We start from the raw sequence: 21,522 nt of genomic DNA on the forward strand, positions 1-21,522 counted from the left end.
GGGATTCGAGGACGGCGGCCCCAACAGAAGCACCGAGCGCCAAGGAAAGGCCCGCCACCAATGGCAGCGCTGAGAGGGTACGGAATTTCACGACAGACCGTAAGGCAATTCTTGTTGTCAATTTAGCATGCAGCACAAGGCCACTCCAATTCTGGAGCCCCCGTTGATGACAAGACTACAAAAATGTAGCCTGGGCCACCAATCATCCAACGGGCACTCCTGAACACCACAACGGTTCAGAAGAGTCCACGGCGGAAGTTGTCCCCCCAGCTCACCGTGAACACCCCCACCGTGCCGAAGGGGCTCTGGTTGAAAACATCGGCGGCGAGCAGGTTGATGGCGATGGGCACCTCGCGGAAGGGGGTGTAGGAGAGGTTGAGGTTGGCGCCGCGGCCGCTGACCCCGGCGGAGAGGCCGACGTTGGGTGTGAGCTCGACGCCGATCGCTCCGAAGGGCGACACGTCGCTGCCCTCGAAGTTCTCATCGAGGGCAGCGAAGTCGCGGCCGCCCACACCAAGGCTGATCTGCAGCACCTGGTTGAAGCGGAAGTTCGGCTTTCGCAACGGCAGGGCCACGGTGACCACACCGAAGCCGGTGGCGGAGGGGAGGGTTTCACTGCTGGGGGCCCGCCTGTAGGCATAGACATCGAAGATTCCCCCGGTGACGCTGACCTGCAGGCGCGGCTGGTCGATGAGGGTGCGGCCCACCGCCACGTCGAAGGAGCCGTTGGAGTTGAAGTTCTTGAAACTGGCGATGTTCCAGCGCAGCTCCACCGCAACAAGCTCCCTCTGATCGCCGAATCCAATGCCGGCGTTGAACGCTGCGTCGAAGTCGCCGTCGCTGAGATCGCGGCCCCCGCCAATACCCGCACTGGCCTGAAAGTAGAAGTCACCCCAGTTGGCCACGTAGGCCGAGGGCAGGCCGCCGCCGAGGTTGGGGGGGGAGTAAGGCTCCAGCAGCAGGGCGGCGAGGTCGTCGGCGGAGAGGGCGGGATCGGTCACCGTCACAGGCTGGGCAGCGGCGGGATCGGTCACCGTCAGAGGTGCGGGTTCGTTGTCGGCCATCCAGACCAGGCCTTCGGAAACGGGCTCGGGCTCGGGGGCCTGGGCGGCGGGACCGCCAGAGAGGGCGGGCTCGGCCAGAAAGGGATTGCGGGTGGGCGCCAGCGTCGGCTCCGTCTCCCAGGCGAGCTGGGCGCGGGCGGTGAGCGGCGCCTCGCAGAGCAGCAACGCGATGGCCAGCGGACAACCGCACATGGACTGGCGAACCATGGAACTTCTGCGCGGCTACCCGGTTTCTCTGCGCAGGATGCCAGAACCATCCAGGGGGTAGGGATCGGCGCAGACAGTTCGCTCCGGCGGCAGCATCGAGAAGCGTGGGGATTATTGGGCAAAAGCGCACCAAAGTTCGCTTGTCAGCGCCCGTAGAGTGACAATCACGCCCAGGACACCAACCCGGAATGCCAGCGCCGAAAGCCAATTCCCAGCTTTCCGGAGCAACAGCGCAGGCGGGCCAGACGCTGGTGGCGGCGCCGGCAGGGTTTGTGGTGGCGGAGTATCAGGGCGGCCAGGAAAAGGAAGGCGGTGGCTTCGATGTGCGTGATCTGCTGCAGGTGTTCCGGCGGCGGCAGAAACCGTTTCTGATCACCGTGGCGCTGATCACCGCCGTGCAGGCGGCGCGCACCTTGCATGAGCGCTATGTCAATCCGGTGTATGCGGGCAATTTCACGCTGTTGATTTCCGATCCGGTCAACGAACCGGAGGAATCCTCGGGGAATGCGGAGGCGGGTGCCCTGGCCTCGCTGGCGCGCAACAGCTCGTCGGTGGATCTGCCGACCCTGATGCAGGTGCTGCAGAGCCGTTCGGTGCTGGATCCAGTGTTCGAGGCCCTGAAGAAGGAGGGCGTGGCCCCGAAGGCGTTTCCCAGCATCACGGTGGGGATGACGAAAGAGGTGAGCCGGGATGCGGGGCCTTCCTTCGGGGTGGTGGGGGTGCAGGGCAGGGGCTCGGATCCCCAGGCGCTGAAGCGGGGCCTGGAGCTCACGGAGAAGGCCTACCTGGCCTGGGCCACCAGCCAGCGCCAGGAACGGCTGAGCGATGGGGTGCGCTTTCTGGAGCAACAGGAACCACGGCTGCGCAGCAACAGTGAACGGCTGCAGCTGAACCTGCAGCGCTTCCGGGAAGCCAACACGCTGATCCAACCCAGCGAGGAGGCCGTGGCCCTGCGGACCCAGCTTGAGCAGCTGCAGCAACGGCGGCTGGCGCAGCAAGGGGAGCAGAGGCGGCTGCAGGAACTGCGCGCCGACGTGGCCAGTGGCCGGCTGGCGGCGCGAGCGTTCACCATCACTGGCGAGGAGGGCAACTCCACAGAGGGTGGAGCCGGTGCCACGGCCTCCGGTGGCGGTTCGGTGTCGGCCAACCTGCCCGGCCAGTCGCAGTTGGATGAACTGCAGCGGCTGGAGCAGGAGATCGCCGAGGCGGAGGCCAACTTCCAACCGGGCTCGGCGGTGCTGGCGTCGTTGAAGGCGTCGCGGGCGTCGCTGCTGCCGCGGGTCCAGGAGAAACAACTGCAGGCCGTGGATGCGGCCCTGCGCCAGAACGGCAATGCGATCAACACCACCCAGGCCCAGATCGGCCGCCTGGAGCGGCAATTCCAGAACCAACCGGAACTGCTGCGGGAGTTCGAGAGCATCCAGAAACGCCTGCAGATCGCCGATGGCAATCTGGAGAGCTATCTGCGGGCCCGGGAGCAATTTCAGCTGGAGATCGCCCAGCGCAGTTCCCCCTGGAAAGTGATCTCCGCCGCCCAGGTGAGTGATGTGCCGGTGGAGCCTTCCCTGGGCCGGGGCCTGGTGGAAGGACTGTTGCTGGGGCTGCTGGGCGGGGCGGCGGTGGCCTTCCTGCGTGAGCGGCTCGACCACGTGTTCCACAGCCCCCAGGAGGTGCGGGAAGAACTGAACCTGCCGCTTCTCGGCCACATGCCCTACGTGGCGTTCTTTGATGGGGTGCGGCGCGAGAAACGCTTCCTGATCGGTGAGCTCGACCAGCAGAGCGCCGGGGCGGCTGGCTACCAGCGCTTCTTTTACCAGGAATCGCTGCGCAACCTGTACACAAGCCTGCGCTTTCTGAGCACCGACAAGCCGCTGCGGTCGGTGGCGATCACCAGCACGATGCCAGCAGAGGGCAAGAGCCTGCTGAACGTGCTGCTGGCCAAAACCCTGTGCGAACTGGGCCAGCGGGTGCTGCTGGTGGATGGCGACCTGCGCAAACCGCAGATCCACCACCGCCTGGGGCTCGACAACCTGCGCGGGCTGAGCAACCTGCTCACCGAGGAGGCCGCCGACTGGCGGCAGGTGGTGCAGCCGGTGCCCAACTACCCCGGCTGGAGTGTGCTCACGGCAGGGCTGCTGCCCCCCGATCCGCCGCGGCTGCTGGGCTCGGAGCGCATGGACCAGATCGTGCGAGCACTGGCCGACAGCGGCGAGTTCGATCTGATCCTGTACGACACGCCACCAGCACTGGGCCTGGCCGATGCGGCGCTGATCGCCCAGCATCTCGATGGGATCATCCTGCTGGTGAGCCTGAACCGGGTGGATCGGGGGCTGCCGGCCCAGTCGCTGGAGCGGATCCGGGAAGCGGGGGCACCGCTGCTGGGGGTGGTGACCAACGGCCGCCGCAGGACCAACGAGAAGGAGCCTGGGTACGGCTATGGCTACGGGAGCTATGGCCGCTACGGCATGGCCACGACTTACGGGTACTACAACGGAGCCGCCGAAACCCCAGCCGCATCGCCCCGCCGCTCAGCCTTGCCGCGGGCGCGGCGGGGGCTGAAGCGCCTGGGTCGCAAGGTGTCCGGCTGGCTCGACCGCTGATTCCGGCGCCCTAGTAGGCGTTGGGCGAGCGGATCTGCAGGATGGTTTTGAGCAGGATCTTGACGTCTTTGGCGAGCGACCAGTCGCGCTGATAGTCGAGATCGGCCGCGACGCGACGGGCCATGGCCTCGAGGTTGGCGGTTTCGCCGCGAAGGCCATTGACCTGGGCCAGGCCGGTGATGCCTGGCTTGAAGAGGTGGCGCTGCATGTAGCCGGGGATCAGCTGGCGGTATTGCTCGTTGTGATCCACCGCATGGGGGCGGGGGCCCACCAGGCTCATGTGGCCCTGCAGCACGTTGAAGAACTGGGGCAGTTCATCGAGGCTCCAGCGACGCAGCACGGCACCCACCGGTGTGATGCGCGGATCATCGCGGGTGGCCTGGCGCAGCCCCTTCTGGTCGCCGGCTTCGAGCACCCGCATGGTGCGGAACTTGTAGATGCGGAAGCGGCTGCCATCAAGACCGTAGCGATCCTGGAGGAACAGGGCCGGCCCGGGGCTGGTGAGGCGAATGGCCAGGGCAATCAGCAGCAGCACGGGGCTGAGCAGCAGGACGGCGGTGCCGGCGACGGAGATATCGAAAGCGCGCTTGAGTTGGCGATCGAGGATCGAATCGAGCGGCTGCCAGAGATCGATGCAGGGCTGGCCGCCCACATGCTGGGCCTTGAAATTCATGCCGGGGGCCACCCAGGTGGGGGCATACACCACGGGGATGCAGGTGTCGCCGAAGAAGCGAATCAGGTCCTGCATCGAGAGGTCGCTGCGGGACAGGTAGCTGAAGACGATCTGGTCAACGTTGTGGCTGTTCAGGTAGCGGCGCAGATCGGGCAGATGGCCGCCGCAGGACGGCATGCCGGGGGGGAGGGGCTGGTCGGGGCTGGGCGGCTGGGGGCTGAACCAGGCGGCCATGCGCAGGCCGAGGTAGGGATTGGCCTGGAGGCGATTGTGGAAGTCGATGGCGGCCTCCGGCAGGCCCCAGTAGAGGATGGTGCGGGCATTGCCCCCGTGGGCGCGATGCCAGCGCAAAAGTTTGCGGCCGCCCACATGCAGCACGAACAGCAGGCCCCAGCTGAGGACGGCCCAGGCGGTGACATCCAGGCGTGAATAAAAGGTGGAGTGCTTGGTAAGAAAGGCCAGGGCCAGCAGAGCACCAAGCAACAGCAGCCAGCTGGTGGAAAGGCGGCGCATCAGCGCCACCAGGGTGATCTGGCGGTAGCTCTGGTAGAGCTTGCCGTGGGGAAGGATCAGGGCGGTGCAGAGCCCGACCACCACCGTGTGCGCGAATCCTCGCTCGCCGTCCAGCGAATCGGGGAGATGGCGGCAGACCAGCAGCCAGAACAACCCCATCACCAGCAGGGGATCACCCCAGCGCATCAGGCGGTTGAGGTCGCGGGCATGGTCGCGCAGAACACCACCCCAGGGGAATGGCACCTGTGGAGGTCTCGTGACCATGGCAGAAATGGGTCGCAAACCAGGTGTAACTACGGCAAGCTTGGCCCTCCTTATGGGGATGGGGTAGGGCCTTGAAGGTGTTGCTCTACGGGCTGAACTATGCCCCTGAAACCGTAGGGATTGGCAAGTTCAGTGGGGATATGGCCACCTGGCTGGCGGCGCGGGGCCACCAGGTGCGGGTGATCACGGCACCGCCCTACTTCCCACAGTGGCGAGCCCAGGGCAACCGCTACCGGCACAAGCACAGCGAGGGCGTGTCGGTGTGGCGTTGTCCGCTGTGGGTGCCGCGCCAGCCCACCGGGCTGACGCGGTTGCTGCACCTGGCCAGCTTCGCGTTGAGCAGCCTGCCGGTGCTGCTGGCCCATCGGCGCTGGCGGCCGGATGTGGTGCTGACGGTGGCGCCGGCGTTCTTCTGCGCGCCGGGGGCGCTGCTGCTGGGGCGGCTGTGCGGCGGGCGCACCCGTACCTGGCTGCACATCCAGGACTTCGAGCTGGATGCGGCCTTCGAGCTGGGGATGCTGAAGGGAAAGCTGCTGCGCCGCCTGGCGGAGGGCTGGGAGCGCGGCACCCTGGCGGGCTTTGATCGGGTGAGCACGATCAGCGGAGCGATGCGGCGTCGGGTAGTGGCGAAGGGGGTGGCCGACCACCGGGCCGTGCTGCTGCCGAACTGGGTGGACCTCGACGCCATCCAACCCCAGGGCGAGGAGCGGCGTGCCGCCAACCCCTACCGCCGGGAACTGGGGATCGGCGCCGAAGCGATGGTGCTGCTGTATTCGGGCTCGATGAACAGGAAGCAGGGGCTCGACCTCCTGGTGGAGGTGATCCAGCAACTGGCCGACCTGCCGCATCTGGTCTGGCTGCTGGCCGGCGAGGGCCCCAACAAGGCGGAACTGGCGGCGGCGATGGCGGGCCTGCCCCAGGTGCGCTTTCTGGGGTTGCAGCCGCTGGAGCGGCTGAACGACTGGCTCAACCTGGCGGATGTGCACCTGCTGCCGCAACGGGCGGCGGCGGCTGATCTGGTGCTGCCCTCGAAGCTGCTGGGGATCCTGGCCAGTGGCCGGCCGGTGGTGGCCAGTTCGGGGGCGACCACGGAGCTGGGGCAGATGGCCGAGCAGGCCGGGCTGCGGGTGGAGCCAGGCGATGGGGCCGGTTTCGCGGCGGCGATCCGCCGGCTGGTGAAGGATCCGCCGCTGCGGCAGCAACGGGGCCAGGCCGCGCGGCAGCTGGTGGAGCAACGCTTCGGACAGGAGGCGGTGCTACAGCAGCTGGAACGGGAACTGCATCGGTGAGATGGCTGAAACGGCTGATTACCCGACTGCGCCTCTATTGGCTGGCGGCCAGGCTGTATGAGACCTACCGGCTGGTGGCCCGGCCCCACACCCACGGCGCCCTGGTGGCCATCTGGAACGGGAAGCGCCTGCTGCTGGTGCAGGCCAGTTATCGCCGCAGCCTCTCGCTGCCGGGAGGGGGGCTGGAGCGGGGTGAAACGGCACGGCAGGCGGCGGTGCGGGAGCTGGCCGAGGAACTGGGGCTGCGGGTGGCGCCGCAGGAACTGGTGGATCCCTGGCCAATCACCGAACGCTCGGTGCGTGGGACGAACAGCGTGACGATCTTCGCTATGCGCATGGCGGGGGAGCCGGCGATCCGCGTCGACGGCCTGGAGCTCGTGGCCAGCCAGTGGCTGACGCGGGAGGAGGCGCTGACGCGACCCCTCGTCAGCCATGTGCGGGAGTATCTGATGGAAAGAGGCTGAGATCAGCGGGCTGGAGGTTGGAGAGGCCGACCTGTGCTGGAGCCAGGGAGTCGTAAGCCTCGTCAAACACGCTGAACGCGGGTTCCGACCTGGGTCAAGGCATGGGAGAGCGACTCGTTGGGGCGGAACGGCTCGGCGAGCGCCGCGTGGAACGCTTCGTAGTCGCGACTGGAGAGGGAAAGAGCCCGATTGAGCTGGATCGCCTCAGCGGCGCGCTGCTTGTCGGTGCTGGAAAGCTTGAGATCGAGGCGATCGGTGGTGGTCATCACAGCCAGCACGACTGAGACAACGGTACGGAACAAAGCAGAACCTCAGGGGTCACAGGCCGTCACATCCGGCCCTGCAGGCCATAAAGAAGCGTCGCGGCGCTTTCCCGCAGGGCCAGGCGGTTGCTCTGCTGGGGCGGAAGGGCGGGGACGGCGGGGATGGGGGTGACCGGCAGCTGCTGGCGCTGGAAGGCGCGGCTGGCGCGCGGCAGCTGCCAGGGGTCGGTGATCAACAGGATCGCTGGGCCGCTGGCGCCGCTGTGGTGCTCACGGATCCAGGTGCTGGTGAGGCTGGCGTTCTCCCAGGTGGTGCGGGCGCAGCTGTCGCCGGCGAGGCGCTCGGGCGGGACGCCGAGCTGGAGCAGCCTCTGGGCGGTGGCCGGCCCATCCCCGGAGACGTAGATCGCCTGGATGCGGCCCTGACGCAGCATCTGGGCGGCCAACGTGGTGGAGGCCGCAGCGATTTCGGGGCTGCGGCCCACGATCACGGCCAGGGCCGGGCCGGGGGTGGGGGGCGGTGGCTGGGGCAGCTGGCTGGTGAGCCAGGCGGTGAGGGCTGCGGTGGTGAGGGGGCTGTAGACGAACGACACGACGGCAACGGCCAGGCCACTGAGCAGGGCGGTGGCGGGCCAGCGAAGGCCGGCGGCGGCGCCGAGCGCCAGAGCCAACGCTGCGATCAGGGGTAACAGCAGAACGGGGGTGGTGAGCAGGTGCAGCACGCTGTCCCGCAGGGAAAACCAGGCCATCGGCGCCGCTGGGCAACTGGTCCAGTCGACGCCGGGCGGGAGCATGGGGGAGAGGGTGAAGGGAAAGGCTCAGATCCGCTGTTGCTGCTCCAGTTCTTTGTAACGACAAGCAATCTGGACGAAATAGCTGGATTTGAGCACGGCAAAGGCGAAACCAACGGAGCCATCCCGCCAGCCGCCCATCAGGAAGAAGCTGACGAAGAAGAACACCAGCCCGCCCCAGGGGGTGGTGACCAGGCGGTACTTGAGCCGCTGGTTGCGGCTCCAGGTTTTCACGGCGGCGGAGTCGTTGCGGGAAGCGAGCAAGCGGTGGGCTTCCCAGGCGGCGTACTCGCTGTGTTTGCGCATGTAGGAATCGATGCCGCGTAGGTCGCGATGGTCGATCTGGCTGCGAATGAAACCGATAGAGCCGCTGACGATCGGATGTTCGTGCACTTCCATGTCGCATTGCGACCAGGCGTCCTCCTCGATGCGTTCGTACTCCACCTCGCCGACGCGGAAGAGCGCCAGCTTGTGCAGGGGATAGCCACCGCGCAGGCGGCGGCCCAGGAAGTAGTTGGTGTAGGTGAGCCGGTAGCCCTGATGGGGGCTGTGGGGGAGCACGGTTGCGATTTCACGCTTCACCGCCGGCAAAAGGATTTCATCGGCATCGAGAAACAACACCCAGGCCGTGGACGGGGTGTGATGGCGCAGGAACCAGTTGCGCTTTTTGGGGAAGCGGCCATTCCAGTCGAAATTGACGACCTCCGCACTGTGGCTGCGGGCCACGGCAGCCGTGGCGTCGGTGCTGGCCGAATCGATCACCACCACCTTGCGGGCAAAATCTGTACCGATCGCCTTTAGGCAGGTGGCGAGGTTGCGTTCCTCGTTGCGAACCGGCAGGGCAACGGTGAGATCGAGCACGACTCAGGTCCTCTTGCGTGGCTTGATGGGCTTGCAGGGATTGCCGGCACACACCATCCAGGCGGGCTGGGATCGGGTGACGACGGAGCGGGCCCCGATCACGGCACCTTCACCGATGCTGACGCCGGGGGCGAGAAAAGCCTCGGTGCAGATCCAGGCGTCGGCGCCGATGCTGATCGGGCGGGTGAACAACTGGAAGTTGGGCGATTCGTAGTCGTGGCTGCCGGTGCAGAGGTGCACACCCTGCGATACCACCACCCGTGGGCCGAGGCTGATGGTGTCCATCGAGTAGCAGGTCACGCCCGGGCCTAGGCAGGCCTCGTCGTCGAGTTCCAGATTCCAAGGGGCCCAGATGCGCACAGTGGGATACACGTGGCATTGGCGGCCGAGGCGGGCACCGAAGGCCCGCAGCAACCTGGAACGCCAGGCATGCAGGGGTGCCGGGGTGGGGCGAAACAGCAGCAGCCAGACGCCCTGCCACAGCACGCGGGCGAGGCGGTTGGCCAAGCTGAAACTGGCCCCCTGGAAGGGCGTGTCCTTCTGCAGGATCGGCGTGGAGCTGGGGAGGGGCATCAGGGTGAGCGAAGCACCGGCAACAGGTTCCTGGCCACCGACGCAAAGTCAAACCGTTCCCGAAACAGGTGCTCCGCCCGCTGGCCCATCTGCGCCTGCTCGGCGGCCGGCATCGCGAGCCACTGGCGCAGCGCCTCGGTGGTGGCGGCGGCCGTATCGGCATGCACCAGCCCGGCCCCGGCCTGCTCCACCTCGGCGGAGATGTTCACCGGCTCGGCAATCGCCACGGGCAGACCGCAGGCCAGGGCTTCGGCCACCACGATGCCGAAATTCTCCTGGTGGGAGGGGAGGCAGAACAGTTCGGCGCTGCGGAAGGCGCCCCACTTGAGGTCACCGCTGAGCATGCCGGGCCAGGTGAGGCGATCGGCCACACCCAGCGCGGCCGCACGGCGCTGTAGGGCGGCCTGCCAACCCACCTGGTCCGGCCCGGCGATAACCAGCTGCAGGCGCAGATCGCAGGTGGCCACGGCGGCAAAGGCCTCGATCAACAGATCCACACCCTTCTTGGGGTGGATGCGGCTGAGGTAGAGCATCAGGCGCTTGCCCTGGAGCTGGGGATGGGCCTCAAGGAACAGGCGGCGCTGCGCGTCCGCATCGCCAGAGGGAGCTGAGGTGCCAAAGCCCACCACCCGCTCGCGGGCCTGATACAAACAGAACGACTGGCGGGCCAGAAGGCGCTCCTGCTCACAGGTGAACAGCACGGCCCGGGCATCACGAAGCACCCGGTACTCGCCCCAGGGCCAGTAAGCCCACTTCTTGAGGTGCTTGAGGGGGTAGGTGCGCTTGAACCAGGGATCGAGCATCCCGTGGGGGTACACGAAATAGGGGACGCCACTGCCGCGCAGGGCCCGCCAGGTGGCCAGGCCGTGGTACTGCCAGACCCCATGGACGATCACCGCGTCATGGCCGAAGGCGAGATCACGGAGCCTGGAGGGGAGCCCTCGGCGGTAGCCATAGACGCCATGGACGGGGCCCAGGCCGCAGGCGGCAGGGGAGTAGTTGGTGAGCCAGGGAGCATCGGGCGGATCGAGGCTGACCACGGTGCTGCTCACCCCCAGGGCGGCCAGATGGGGGCAAAGCTGGCGGACGCCCTCACTCAGCCCGCCGCCCGCGGGATCGAGGGAGCGATTGAGGTGGAGGAGTTTCAACCCTGGCCTGGGGTGGGGTTGAGATTCATCTGGGCGGTGGGGATCAGCACAAGAATGGGGGGTGTGGTGGCGGCGGCCCAGGTGAGGCCGGCGGACACCACCAGAAAACCGAGGGAGGTGGGCTGGCTGAGACCACCGGAGATGACCCCGAGAAACGAGGCCCCAAGGAAGATCAGGGGCAGGCTGTTGCCCTTACTGGCGGAGCGCAGGGACAGCCGCAGCAGGTACCAACCGAGGGCGACACGCCAGGCCAGGAAGACGAACCCGAGTGGGAGGCCCAACTCTCCAAGGATGGCCTGCCAGGAACCTTCTGAGATCAGGAATTTTCGTTCACCGCTTAAACGTTGGGCTCCCACATTGGTGCCCATGCCAATGCCATAGCCCAGAATCGGCGCCGCGTCCCGCTCTTCAATCGATAAAGTGAATCCGCCAAGAACCCTGAGCCGAAGAACCCCGATCACGCCTTCATCACCACCCTCATTTTCCGTGGCTATGTCCCAGCGCGCCACGAAGGCCTCACTGGTGTCCCTGAAGGCCGGGATGGAGGAGGCGATGAAGACGACCAACACAATCGCCAGCAGGCTGGAGATCAGGGGCAACAGACGCGCGCGGGACAGCAACAGAGCACCGCCGACAGCCAGCACGACGAGCGCGTAGCCAAACAGCAAGGAGCGGCTGATGGAGACAGGCAAGGCCACCACCAGTCCGATGCCGGCCGCCAGCAAGAGAAGCAGGCGGGCGCGGTTCTGGGCCAGGCCATAGAGACGGGCAAACAGGGCGGCGGCCGCCAAGGTGTAGAAGGACACCAGGCCGTTGATGAAGGAGAAGGTGCCGGGCGGGCGAGAACGCCCAAGGGCACCGGTGAAGGCGGCCGTGTCCTCGCCTCCGGGGGCCACGTTGAGAATGTGACTGTCCGGCAGATTCGACTGGGCCACGATCAGAAACGTCATCGGAATGCTGATCAGCAGCAGCATCCTGGCGAAGCGCAGCACGGCGTCACGATCGAAGGCAGCGGCGTAGAGAAAGATCAGGGGCAGATGAATCAGCAGAATTCTGGTGCCGAAGAGGGCCGTGATCAGATCACGATGGCCCACCAGCATGGCCAGAAAGAAGGCTGCAGCGGCGATGCCCAAAAGCCACTGCAACCAGGATTGGAAGCGCTTCTGCAACAGCAGCGGAGCCCCAACCCAGAGGGCCAGCAGCGCCACGGGGTCGCGGATGACCAGCAAGGGGGTGGAGAGGCCCGGCAGCACCCACTTGCGCAGCGCCCCCTCAACGATGAGCAGCCAGAAGTAGAGCCAGAGCAACAGGCGCAGCTGGCGGTGCTGCGCGGTTTTCATGAAAGCACTGGCGACTGACCCACTAAGGGTGCAACGGCTTGGACCATGGCGGTCTGATAGGTGCTCCAGGAGATCGCGGCGGCCCGGCGCAGGCAGGCCTGACGCATCGCCGCTAGCTGATCGCGATCGCTGGCGAGCTCGGCAAGGCGCTGGGCGATGGCGAAACTGTCGCGGATGGGAACGATGAAGCCCTCCACACCATCCCGGATCAGATCGGGCGCGGCCGTGTGGGGAGTAGCGATCAGAGGCAGGCCCTGGGAGAGGGCCTCGGTGAGCACCAAGCCGAAGCCTTCGAACAGGGAAGGGAACACCAGCACATCGTGCTGGCGCATCTGCTCGAGGATGGCGGCATGGGGCAGGGAGGGGATCGTGGTGTGGCGTTGGAGCGCGGTGTTCAACGGGGAGCAGCTGGTGGAGGTAGGCCTGCCGATGAGGGTGAGAGTCACAGCATCGCCCAGTTGGTCCACGGCTTCGAGCAAATAGGAGAGCCCCTTGCGCTGTCCCAGCGACCCCACGAACAGAATCCGAAGGGGCCCGGAGCCCGCGCCCCGGAGGGGTTCGATGGTGGGTGGTGGCGCCCCATAGGGCAACACATGGATGGGCACGTGGCAGGCTTGGTGGCTTTCGAGGGTGTCGCGCACGAACTGGGAGGCCACGAACACCGTGTCGGCGAGCTCCAGTTCGGCGTCCTTGCGGGCGAGCTTGGCAGCACTGTCGCGCAGGCCAGTGAGGGTGGAAGCCCACTCGGGCTGTAGATCGGCCTCCTCAGCAAATATCTTTCGGGCTGATTTCCAGTAGCCGATCGGAAGCTCGTAGAGGCGCAGCAGCCCGAGTCTCTGGGCTGAAACGAAGGTAGCCAGGGCCGCATCCTCATAGGCATAAACCGCTAGCAGGCCAAGGCGGCGGGTGAGGGTAGAGGCCACGCACCGATCAAAGGAATCCAACACCCGATCAATCGAGAACAGGCCGGCTTCATGGCGGAGCAGACGCCGCCAGCCGAATCGCACAGCAGCAAGGCGGCCAGCCTCACGCCAGGGATAGCTGTGCTGCAGGGGAAGGGGAAGATTAGGGAAGGAGCGGCGCTCCAGTTCCAGTCGTAGATCCCGTGGAAGAAACCCAGCCAAAGGGGAGCGGCTATTCCAGCAGAGGCAGCTGTGAAAGGCCTGGAGGAAACCTGCGCGATACAAGGCCGCTGTCGCCGCCCGGACATTGGCGTTACCGGTGGGATGCGAGAGAAGAACGGACGTCATGCCAAGAACCAATCGGTGCGGTGGCAAGGGGCAACCACCTGATCGAGAGCATTCCTACGTAAGAAGGGCTGACCGGCATAGATGAACCAGAAATGGTCCTGAGGCCGTTTTGCCAAGCAACAGATGCGGAATACTGAGTGGGAGAGCAAAACTCGTTCAGCCAAGGCCTGCGAATAAAGAATAAACTGATAGACGACCGCAGTCGTGTCACTGCAATGGGAGTAAAACGAGGGAGTGAGAAAGAGAAGATTCAATGTGATTCACGCCGCCTCACAGCAGGCTGAATATGCGTGAGAGCATAGGCAAAAGGTGAAAAGGTTCGATCTCATGACCTTCCTCAAGAAAAAGACATCAACTAGAAGACTGGCACTCAAGAGCGTGTTGGTAATAAGCCACCAACAGAGACAACCAACGTTCTCGCTGAAAAGAGTTTACATGGGAGAAGCCGCGTTGGCGCAGTTCATGACGCTCAGCAGGAGTGAGCTCCAACACCATCCGAACCGTATCAGCAGAAGAAATTGCCCAATCTCGTTGAGCATCGGGAAGCAACGGGAAGGGGGGGATATAGGTGGCTGCATCCCCACCGACCTCAGTCATGGGGGCACGGGCTGTAGTGATCACCGGGCAGCCGCAAGCCAAGGCCTCCAAGATCGGCCAGCCAAATCCTTCCGCATGGGAAGGGAAGAGAAGTGCAGCCGCTTGGTTGTAGAGGGCCAGCACGAGGGTATCAGTAGCTTGATCAAGGAGGTGAAGTCTGCACTTAAGCTGAGAGTTCTTCTGGATCCACTGGCACATGCCAGCATCAGCACCACCAACGAGGACAAGATGAACGGGATTGGGCAAGCTCTGTAACTGCGCCCAGATGGCCAAGACCCCGAGGCGGTTTTTGTACCAGTTGCGCCCGATGTGGAATAGAAACGGCTGGCCGTTAAGCCCCGGAAGTGCCTGATTAACCATGGAGGAAGCCTCAGCAGCCGGGAGGGGGCGGAAGCGGCAATGCAGAGGATTAACGAGAACTTCACTTAGCAAGGGACGCTGCTTTAGTTGCCGGACCAGAGCAACCTGAGTGGCCTGAGACACAGAGAGAAAGAAGCGGGCTTTGCGGAAACCACAACGAATCCAGCGTTGGTAGAGACGACCAGTTGGGCCAAGATGATGAAAGGGCTGGAGATCTAGCGCTGCCTCAAGAGCAAGAAGGTCATGGACGTGAACAAGATGGGGTCGAGGTTTAATGAGCGGGATCCAGGGGCCTAGGGCCTGATCGGCAAAGACAAAGAGAGTTCCTTCTGGTGCTACACGGGTACTCCACCAGAGCAGCGGTGGGAACAACACAAACTGATCAAGATAGCCCAGCCACTTCGCAAATGATTGGTGATACTTAGCAAGACGTGCCAACAGAACAGGGGCAGTGAACTCCTGCACCGTGTGTCCACGACTCCGCAAACCAGCAGCAATCTGATCAGCAAAGATCCGCATACTGGGTCCCTCCGAGAGAGGGTAGTGCCGAAATAGCAGAATGTTCACTTATTTCGCTTCATGGCTAAAGCTTCCCATTAGCAGCAGCCTATGAAGCCGCAAGATATCATAGTTAACGATCAGGAGCCTAAGGGAGGTATGTAAAAGGAAAGCGATAAACGGTAGCCAATGGGCAATCGGACTGAAGCAGCGAATTGATATGCTGTGCAGTTCGTGAGGGTAGGTAGAATTAGCAGATCTGAAAAGCCGGCCTGAACTATAGCTTCTAGGGCAAGAATAGGGATCTTGATCTGAATCGAAGTTCAACTCCAGATGGGGGAGAGAGAAAACTCTCCACCACTTCACTGTCCATTCAAGCAGCCGACCTAGACAACCATCCTGCAGTCGATCTTGTGCTTGCCAAGCAGATCGGGAATGTAGGCCGCTGCGATCTAGCTACCCTCGTGAGAATGGACAAGGTGGGCCTGCGTCTCAAACTGCCGGTGGAATAGGGGCCGGGATCCAGGCCTTGAACAGCTGGGCGACAACCAGCCTGAAATTGAGTGTCCAGCTATCCAGCCGAAAAGGTCAATCCACGACACAAGATCGTAACGGTGAACGACTGAGACTGCGAACATGCCATCGAAATCTGTTGGAAGCGCCAGAGTGCCTACTGGAAGACATGGAGGTAACATCCGCTTCAATGGAACCGATCAGCCAGCTATTGGTACAGCGAGAGGTGGTGTTGTTCAAAAACCCAGTTGAATGGCCACAGACTACTCCAGCTCTACAATTTGCAACATTCATCAGATATGCTGGCAAAAGGATTCACCTTGCTAAGAGTTTCAGGTCTGAAGAGTCAGTGGACTGCTGGAGAGGCTGGACTCACTACCACCAACAGATACCAGCAAGATGCATATCAAACAAAACTGATAAAGTGGCGATGATGTCATCTGGCAAGGCAGCTAGAGCGAATCCAAGCAATATCTAGATGCCGCTACACATGCCGGTTGAATGCGAAACCAGGAGCCAGCATTCGATGCTCATCGGCCATTGAATCGAAGCCATCGGATCACACCGGTAACGTCCACATCAGCATGGCAAGGATTGCCCCTCATCAATAAGAAAGTGGCTGGAGACCTTTCCTGGATAGACAGAGACTGCCTCTTTAAGCACGGCGAGATACTGTGCGGCAACATGCTGCTCTGTGTGGCGCTGGAGATGAGTCTTGGACCGACTACGCATGCAAAATCTCTCATGGTCCGACAAGGTCAATGCCATTTGGAGCTTTGAAACAAGATCCTCTAAGCTTCCAGAAATGAAGAGGATACCTCCATCCCCGATGGCATCAGGAAGGCCTCCACCATCGGAGCCCACCACAATGCAACCACAAGCCGCCCCTTCAAGAGCAACATTCCCAAAAGGTTCATCCCATCTAGATGGAACCACGAGCACACGGTGCTGGTTCAGACAGTGAGCAAGATTCTCTCCCTTAAGTGTGCCGACAAAGGAAACATTCATAGAAATGCCAAGTTGATTGACAAGACGATGAAGACTAAGAATTTCAGGTCCATCGCCGATTAGCGTCAAGGTCAGTTGTTCGCCGATAGCTTGAGCCTGAGCCTCACGAAGTATATTTCTATTCGATACTAGGACTGCAAAGGCATGAAGGAGAAGGTCCACACCCTTATCTGAGACCATCCTACCAACGAATACAAAGTCTCGTTGCCGATCAAGCCCTGGGAAGCACTTAAACAGCTCGCTCCGATACGGATTACCAATCACAAGTGAACCCTCGCAAGAGCTCCTACGGATTGCCTCACTAATGGCTATCGAAGCCGTAGACCTTCTCAGGATCCAGCGCTTAACCATATCAATAAGTCTGATACTGCCGTTCGATCCAGTAATCCAAGTACAAATGCCAATGACGATAGGCCTTGGAAAGAATAGAAGAGGCCACAGAGTTCTCACCTCAATATTCACCTGAAGGACCACATCAGCCCAACAATATAGAGACGCGAGCCGTGAGAACGAAGGCTGCCTCACAACACAAAATGGATAATCGTCCTTTGGGGCCAAAGAAGAGACGAGCGATTGCGTAACGAGAACAACGTCGTGCTCCTTTTCAGAAAAGATACGTGCAAGCAGCTCTGATTTGATTTCAATGCCACCCACATCAGGTGAAAATCGATGGGCAGTCATGAGAATGTTCATAAAGAGCCATAGAGTGCATTGGCAAGAGCGTCTGAAATACTATGCACAGAATCAATTGGTTCAGTCTTGTGAGAGGCAAGCAAAGTAGATTCGAAATGGTCATCAAAAGGGATAGTCTTTAAACGCGAGTCATTGTATGCAGAGTAGCCGTTAGGGCTGGCCGGAAGAATCACAGGAAGGCCATGGTCAACCATGGCAGCAACGGAGCTACTCTTTCCAACTTGCTCAATGTCGTTCATGGAAATCCCAACATCACTCATATGCAAAGTCTGCGAGATCTGCTCAGGCAATAGCTCTCCCAGCCGAATAAAATGACACTGCCTAGAAGCTTTGTCCTCCATTCTACGCAAGATGTGCTCACCGAAAGAACCAGCTCGTCCCACAGAAATGAATATGGCAGTGGACCATGGTGATCGGCATAGCATATTCTGAACGCGATCAACCAACCCCATGGAGGCCCAATCCAAACGGATTGAGCCAAAGAAAGTAAGGATTAAAACCCTAGAGTCAAGCTCAGCAATCCCGAAATTGGACAGAAGTTCACCTCTAGCAGAGGAATCAATGGGGAACACAGGAATATTTGAAATCAATGGTAAGATATGGGCAGTAACGCCTACACCTGCAAGTTGATGACGCCACTGGTTATTTGACGTATGCGCAACAGATATTGGCAATACACGATTTAGAGCCATCAGAATCCCACGCTGCAAAGTAATGACAAGGCTGCGGATCACTGGCCGTTGATTCCTTTTTACACCCCATAACTCATGAAACATCACATGCCAGCGATGATTACCCTTGAGGAACTTCAGGAAGCAAGGCAATAAGACAGGAGCGCCCTTAATGCTATATGCGTGGGGTACATATTGCAGGCTTATCCATTGCACGCTTTGTTTCTCAAGAGTAGATTGAATTACACTAAGCCTGTGTCTCCAAGAAAGCATGGAGGAGAGCCTGAGAACAGGCACCTTCTGGCCATGACATTCATGAAGCTCCGGCATCAATGCTGGATGCTTAGTCTGAGAGCACCATAGATGACGATCGTTGATGGCAATGATGGAGACTCGGCATCCTTGAGCAATTAGATGCGAAGCCAGCCTTCGGGTATAGTCGCCCAAGCCATCTCTACCATTTTCTAGACTACCGCAAAGAAATACTATGCTGAGATTAGACGTATCAGAACTCTGATTCTTGCAATTTTGCATTGAGATAGCCACTATAGTCTAATCAAAAACTCTATCAGATTTAAGTGACTTGGACAGTGCCTTCAAGTTCAAACCTACGGATAGCATAATATTATAATCAAGCCAGAAAGATATTTGAAGGGAGGAAGCAATACAGATCGATAAGTTCATAAGACAGCTGAGGAAGTCTTTTGTTTCAATATTCCCAAATCAGATCCTTCTATAGAGAATGGGAGCGTGCGCGAGTCTTGGGCCTAGAAGTAAGCTGTTATCAATTCTTACTAGAGTTTAGAACTACTTGGTATGCCAGAAACATCGCTTAAGCTTGCTCAGCTAAGTGAAAGTTATGAGATATCTTTTGCTAAACAGGCAATTTTGTAAATAGGCTAAGAACACTGCCCCATGGGTTCAATGAAATGCCTTAACCAAGGGACTAATGCAGGAGACTCAACAATGGCGCCTGGTGGCAACTAGTCATAAGCTCTATACTGCCAGCCTAGAGCAGTGTCTCACTACTACCATATCGATGTATACAGACTAAAACGAATAGCGATAAGAGAATAACTCCACTTAATCTCGACTAAGTCTGCTTCCTAAGAGGTTAGGCGAATGGATTGTTTCATGCCACTGCAGCCCCTTAAGAATCTTGAAGAGTGACACGTTGCAATGATATGACCGCATTAGCTATTTTAATCAGTTACGTTCTGACCAAGAGATCTCATAATGCTTACTCCGAATCTAATAGTGTTACGCCAAAGCTTAAATCCAAAGCGAGTTAGCGAACTACAGTAACGCCTCTCTACAAGCTTATGCTCTGATTTAACTGCTGAGAAATCCGAGGATGCTCCACCTCGCCTAAAGACACTTAGAATAATTGCAGAGACTGACACTCTTGCATCTGCTCGAACTAGCCGCATAAGGAAATCTATATCACCACAGATTCTAAGGCCTTCATCAAATCCACCTATCTTGGAGGTGAAATCCCTTCGGAAAGTCCATGCCTGCTGGTAAAGCCCGCCACTCATTAGTCTGTAGATGTTAATTTTTCGAGGAGCATGGAGTGATGCGTTTCCATTAGTATGGTCATAACACAATAAGCGACCGTACAGTACATCACATGTCTCGGTCACTAGAATAGAATAGATATTAGCCAGAACATTGCTGTCGAATAGATAGTCGTCAGCATTAAGATAGTATACCCATTTTCCCTTTGCCAACAAAAGGCCCTTATTCATTGCTTGATATATCCCAGCATCTTTCTCGGATATCACATGAGAAATTCGGCATCCAGCAGAGTCAAGATAACAACGAATGCGGTCAATAGTTCTGTCTTCAGAGAGCCCATCAATGATAATATGCTCTAGGTCATGAAACTTCTGAGTGTAGACACTCTCGACACACCGCTCAATCGTGTGCTCTGCATTTTTTGTTACCGTAACAATCGAGAAGAATGGCTCTTTAGGCACGATGTCTTTCAAGTAAGTTCGCTCCCGCTGGGAAAGATCAGTTGGCCAAAGAAGACTGTAGTTCTATGTCCACTTTGTGTCATATCTTGATACGCACTCTGATTTCGTTGATCTAGGTTTAGACGTGGTATGCCAATGAACCAGGAGATCGACATTAGTAGTAAAGAATTTAGCGCAGAAGATATTATAGCCCCCAGCCATTTTCTTGGCTACTCTGGCGATCCTGTGAGCTGGTAACTCGATAAGAAGTGACATTGCTGGTAAATGGAGGAATCGACAAGATTTACCAACCAATGTATAAAGTCCAAATTTGAGCTGATAAATGGCAAACCGAAGCAATTACAACGGCGCTGCGCAATGAGGAGTGGCGATACCCAGAACGGGATATTCATCGGCAATCTCAGAGGCGAGAATGATCTGAGCCCATGGGGTGTTCATGGAGGCTGAGGTGGGTGCCTTTTACTGGACAGATTCGGCCCCTGACATCGTTAACCTAGGACGGGAGGAACAGGGTTTGGTTTCAGTGTAGACCTCTTGGGGAGTTTTGCCTCCCAGTGCCCTGTGTGGTCTTACATGGCCATACCTCCAGAAGAAGCGGGCCAGGCTGATCTCTGCTTCCCAGCCATCGCTGTAGGCACGCAGGCACACCTCCTCGTACTTGACGGTGCGCCACAGCCTCTCCACCAGGATGTTGTCGTAGCAGCGTCTACGGCCGGACCAGCTGATCTGGAGCTTCTCTGCCTTGAGGCGTTGAACGAAGCTTGACGAGGTGAATTGACAGCCCTGATCGGAGTGGAAGACCTGGGGCTTGTGGCCATTGGCCAGGGCCATCTCCAGAGCCTCCAGACAGAACTCAGTGTCAAGGCTGTTGGAGAGCTTCCAACTGAGCACATGCCTGGAAAACAGATCCACAACCGCCACCAGGCAAAGGAAACCTTTCCGCAGTGGGATGTAGGTGATATCTGTCGCCCAGACCTGATCTGGAGCTGTGAGCAGCTTGAGGTCCACCAGGCAGGGAAAGCGCTCTGATGGTTCGCCCGGCATCGTGGTGCGGGGCTTCTGGAAGATCGCTCGTAATCCCATGCGCCGCATGAGGTTTCGGACACGGTCACGGCTGATCGGGATGCCGTCTCTGGCCAGATACTGCACCATCCTCCGGCTGCCCGCGGTTGGATCCTCCAGGTAGAAGGCATCGATCCTGGCCATGATCCATAGCGTGGAGTCACGCACCGGCACCGGCCGGTAATACAGCGTGGATCGAGGCAGGCCCAGCAGCTCACATTGACGGCTGACCGTGAGATCAGGGTGGGCATGATCAACCAGTTGGCGACGTTCACGGGCATTAGAGCAGTTGAGACTTTTTTTTCAGCCACTCCAGCTCCATCTGAAGCTTGCCGATCTGCTGGAACAGCTCAGCCTCCTTGGCCTGGCTCTCGTCCTTAGCCTGCGTCTTCTTGCCCCGGGTAAACAGGTCGCTGGCACCCTCAAGGAGTTGCTTCTTCCACTGGCTCACCTGGATCGGGTGCACCGCATGATCAGCGGCGATCTCCTGGAGCGTCTTGCGGCCACTGATCGCCTCCATGGCGACCTTGGCCTTGAACTCGGGGCTATGGGTGCGGCGTTTGCTCATCGATGGGAGCCCCCTTTCAGGGGCGGTGCCCCGCCTCACAGGTTAACGATGGACCCTGTCCAGAAAAACCAGACCACCTCAGGCATTCGCCAGCATCGATGAGAGCATTTGGGAGATCAGCCCTCTGCAGCGGCTCAAGCATCACGATGCCAGGATCTCGGCAAGAAGCAACTGGAGCAAGGGTACTCGTCGCGGCTTGCCAACCCCTTGAACTTCTCAAAGCACTGGGGATTACCGCTGAACCTCCAAACCTCCACCACATGTTCGATAGCA

At 60.1% G+C, this 21,522-nt stretch carries 18 protein-coding genes; 3 read left to right on the forward strand and 15 right to left on the reverse strand.

Annotated elements, in window-relative coordinates; translation table 11 throughout:
* Positions 1 to 236: 236 nt before the first annotated feature.
* Positions 237 to 1,271: a hypothetical protein gene (locus KUG43_RS12515; protein ID WP_216909516.1), complete on the reverse strand. Its 1,035-nt coding sequence runs from the start codon at positions 1,269 to 1,271 to the stop codon at positions 237 to 239.
* Between the two features lie 188 nt (positions 1,272 to 1,459).
* Here KUG43_RS12515 and KUG43_RS12520 point away from each other — a divergent pair, with 188 nt between their 5' ends.
* Complete coding sequence (locus KUG43_RS12520) at positions 1,460 to 3,871, forward strand: polysaccharide biosynthesis tyrosine autokinase (RefSeq protein WP_216909518.1); 2,412 nt, start codon at positions 1,460 to 1,462, stop codon at positions 3,869 to 3,871.
* Positions 3,872 to 3,881: 10 nt separating this feature from the next.
* Here KUG43_RS12520 and KUG43_RS12525 read toward each other — a convergent pair whose 3' ends face one another.
* On the reverse strand, positions 3,882 to 5,321 hold the full coding sequence (locus tag KUG43_RS12525) for an undecaprenyl-phosphate glucose phosphotransferase (protein WP_286194736.1): 1,440 nt from the start codon (positions 5,319 to 5,321) through the stop codon (positions 3,882 to 3,884).
* 77 nt (positions 5,322 to 5,398) lie between these two features.
* Here KUG43_RS12525 and KUG43_RS12530 point away from each other — a divergent pair, with 77 nt between their 5' ends.
* Both KUG43_RS12530 and KUG43_RS12535 read left to right on the forward strand, forming a co-directional pair.
* A complete protein-coding gene (locus KUG43_RS12530; protein ID WP_353618039.1) occupies positions 5,399 to 6,610 on the forward strand; it encodes a glycosyltransferase WbuB in 1,212 nt (403 codons plus the stop codon).
* Positions 6,607 to 7,074, forward strand: a complete 468-nt coding sequence (locus tag KUG43_RS12535; RefSeq protein ID WP_353618033.1) for an NUDIX hydrolase — start codon at positions 6,607 to 6,609, stop codon at positions 7,072 to 7,074. Before KUG43_RS12530 ends, KUG43_RS12535 begins: the two co-directional genes overlap by 4 nt.
* A 62-nt stretch (positions 7,075 to 7,136) precedes the next feature.
* On the opposite strand, the gene KUG43_RS12540 is transcribed toward KUG43_RS12535, so the two are convergent.
* From KUG43_RS12540 to KUG43_RS17110, 13 genes are all read right to left on the reverse strand, one after another.
* Positions 7,137 to 7,340, reverse strand: a complete 204-nt coding sequence (locus KUG43_RS12540; RefSeq protein WP_216909522.1) for a type II toxin -antitoxin system TacA 1-like antitoxin — start codon at positions 7,338 to 7,340, stop codon at positions 7,137 to 7,139.
* Positions 7,341 to 7,402: 62 nt separating this feature from the next.
* On the reverse strand, positions 7,403 to 8,131 hold the full coding sequence (locus tag KUG43_RS12545; RefSeq protein WP_286194737.1) for a YdcF family protein: 729 nt from the start codon (positions 8,129 to 8,131) through the stop codon (positions 7,403 to 7,405).
* A 24-nt stretch (positions 8,132 to 8,155) separates the two neighbouring features.
* On the reverse strand, positions 8,156 to 8,989 hold the full coding sequence (locus tag KUG43_RS12550; protein WP_216909524.1) for a glycosyltransferase family 2 protein: 834 nt from the start codon (positions 8,987 to 8,989) through the stop codon (positions 8,156 to 8,158).
* A 3-nt stretch (positions 8,990 to 8,992) separates the two neighbouring features.
* Complete coding sequence (locus tag KUG43_RS12555) at positions 8,993 to 9,562, reverse strand: LbetaH domain-containing protein (protein ID WP_216909526.1); 570 nt, start codon at positions 9,560 to 9,562, stop codon at positions 8,993 to 8,995.
* Positions 9,562 to 10,710, reverse strand: a complete 1,149-nt coding sequence (locus tag KUG43_RS12560; RefSeq protein WP_216909528.1) for a glycosyltransferase — start codon at positions 10,708 to 10,710, stop codon at positions 9,562 to 9,564. Before KUG43_RS12560 ends, KUG43_RS12555 begins: the two co-directional genes overlap by 1 nt.
* Positions 10,707 to 12,050 (reverse strand): hypothetical protein, encoded by a 1,344-nt coding sequence (locus KUG43_RS12565; RefSeq protein WP_216909530.1) that lies wholly within the window; start codon positions 12,048 to 12,050, stop codon positions 10,707 to 10,709. Before KUG43_RS12565 ends, KUG43_RS12560 begins: the two co-directional genes overlap by 4 nt.
* The gene (locus KUG43_RS12570) at positions 12,047 to 13,174 is read right to left on the reverse strand and encodes a glycosyltransferase family 4 protein (protein ID WP_286194738.1); all 1,128 of its coding nucleotides are present in this window, start codon (positions 13,172 to 13,174) and stop codon (positions 12,047 to 12,049) included. The genes KUG43_RS12565 and KUG43_RS12570 overlap by 4 nt, the downstream gene beginning before the upstream one ends.
* Positions 13,175 to 13,651: 477 nt before the next feature.
* On the reverse strand, positions 13,652 to 14,722 hold the full coding sequence (locus tag KUG43_RS12575) for a glycosyltransferase (RefSeq protein WP_216909534.1): 1,071 nt from the start codon (positions 14,720 to 14,722) through the stop codon (positions 13,652 to 13,654).
* A gap of 1,125 nt (positions 14,723 to 15,847) precedes the next feature.
* Positions 15,848 to 16,969, reverse strand: coding sequence for a glycosyltransferase family 4 protein (locus KUG43_RS12580; RefSeq protein ID WP_353618034.1), 1,122 nt, complete (start codon positions 16,967 to 16,969; stop codon positions 15,848 to 15,850).
* Positions 16,966 to 17,970: a hypothetical protein gene (locus tag KUG43_RS12585; protein WP_216909538.1), complete on the reverse strand. Its 1,005-nt coding sequence runs from the start codon at positions 17,968 to 17,970 to the stop codon at positions 16,966 to 16,968. The genes KUG43_RS12580 and KUG43_RS12585 overlap by 4 nt, the downstream gene beginning before the upstream one ends.
* 872 nt (positions 17,971 to 18,842) lie before the next feature.
* On the reverse strand, positions 18,843 to 19,619 hold the full coding sequence (locus KUG43_RS17365) for a glycosyltransferase family 2 protein (protein ID WP_353618040.1): 777 nt from the start codon (positions 19,617 to 19,619) through the stop codon (positions 18,843 to 18,845).
* A gap of 459 nt (positions 19,620 to 20,078) precedes the next feature.
* Positions 20,079 to 20,942, reverse strand: a complete 864-nt coding sequence (locus tag KUG43_RS12595; RefSeq protein WP_286194764.1) for an IS3 family transposase — start codon at positions 20,940 to 20,942, stop codon at positions 20,079 to 20,081.
* Positions 20,943 to 20,961: 19 nt separating this feature from the next.
* The gene (locus KUG43_RS17110; protein WP_043325251.1) at positions 20,962 to 21,249 is read right to left on the reverse strand and encodes an IS3 family transposase; all 288 of its coding nucleotides are present in this window, start codon (positions 21,247 to 21,249) and stop codon (positions 20,962 to 20,964) included.
* Positions 21,250 to 21,522 lie beyond the last annotated feature (273 nt).

The sequence above is a fragment of the Synechococcus sp. CCY 0621 genome, from assembly GCF_019038465.1.
Classification (GTDB): domain Bacteria; phylum Cyanobacteriota; class Cyanobacteriia; order PCC-6307; family Cyanobiaceae; genus Cyanobium.

What these genes read in the sequence shown, in the direction of transcription:
- KUG43_RS12525 (WP_286194736.1), bottom strand. Translation starts at nt 5,321, where the DNA reads ATGGTCACGAGACCTCCACAGGTGCCATTCCCCTGGGGTGGTGTTCTG.
- KUG43_RS12585 (WP_216909538.1), bottom strand. Translation starts at nt 17,970, where the DNA reads ATGCCGGAGCTTCATGAATGTCATGGCCAGAAGGTGCCTGTTCTCAGG.
- KUG43_RS12515 (WP_216909516.1), bottom strand. Translation starts at nt 1,271, where the DNA reads ATGGTTCGCCAGTCCATGTGCGGTTGTCCGCTGGCCATCGCGTTGCTG.
- KUG43_RS12580 (WP_353618034.1), bottom strand. Translation starts at nt 16,969, where the DNA reads ATGAACATTCTCATGACTGCCCATCGATTTTCACCTGATGTGGGTGGC.
- KUG43_RS12520 (WP_216909518.1), top strand. Translation starts at nt 1,460, where the DNA reads ATGCCAGCGCCGAAAGCCAATTCCCAGCTTTCCGGAGCAACAGCGCAG.
- KUG43_RS12545 (WP_286194737.1), bottom strand. Translation starts at nt 8,131, where the DNA reads ATGCTCCCGCCCGGCGTCGACTGGACCAGTTGCCCAGCGGCGCCGATG.
- KUG43_RS12565 (WP_216909530.1), bottom strand. Translation starts at nt 12,050, where the DNA reads ATGAAAACCGCGCAGCACCGCCAGCTGCGCCTGTTGCTCTGGCTCTAC.
- KUG43_RS12540 (WP_216909522.1), bottom strand. Translation starts at nt 7,340, where the DNA reads ATGACCACCACCGATCGCCTCGATCTCAAGCTTTCCAGCACCGACAAG.
- KUG43_RS12555 (WP_216909526.1), bottom strand. Translation starts at nt 9,562, where the DNA reads ATGCCCCTCCCCAGCTCCACGCCGATCCTGCAGAAGGACACGCCCTTC.
- KUG43_RS17110 (WP_043325251.1), bottom strand. Translation starts at nt 21,249, where the DNA reads ATGAGCAAACGCCGCACCCATAGCCCCGAGTTCAAGGCCAAGGTCGCC.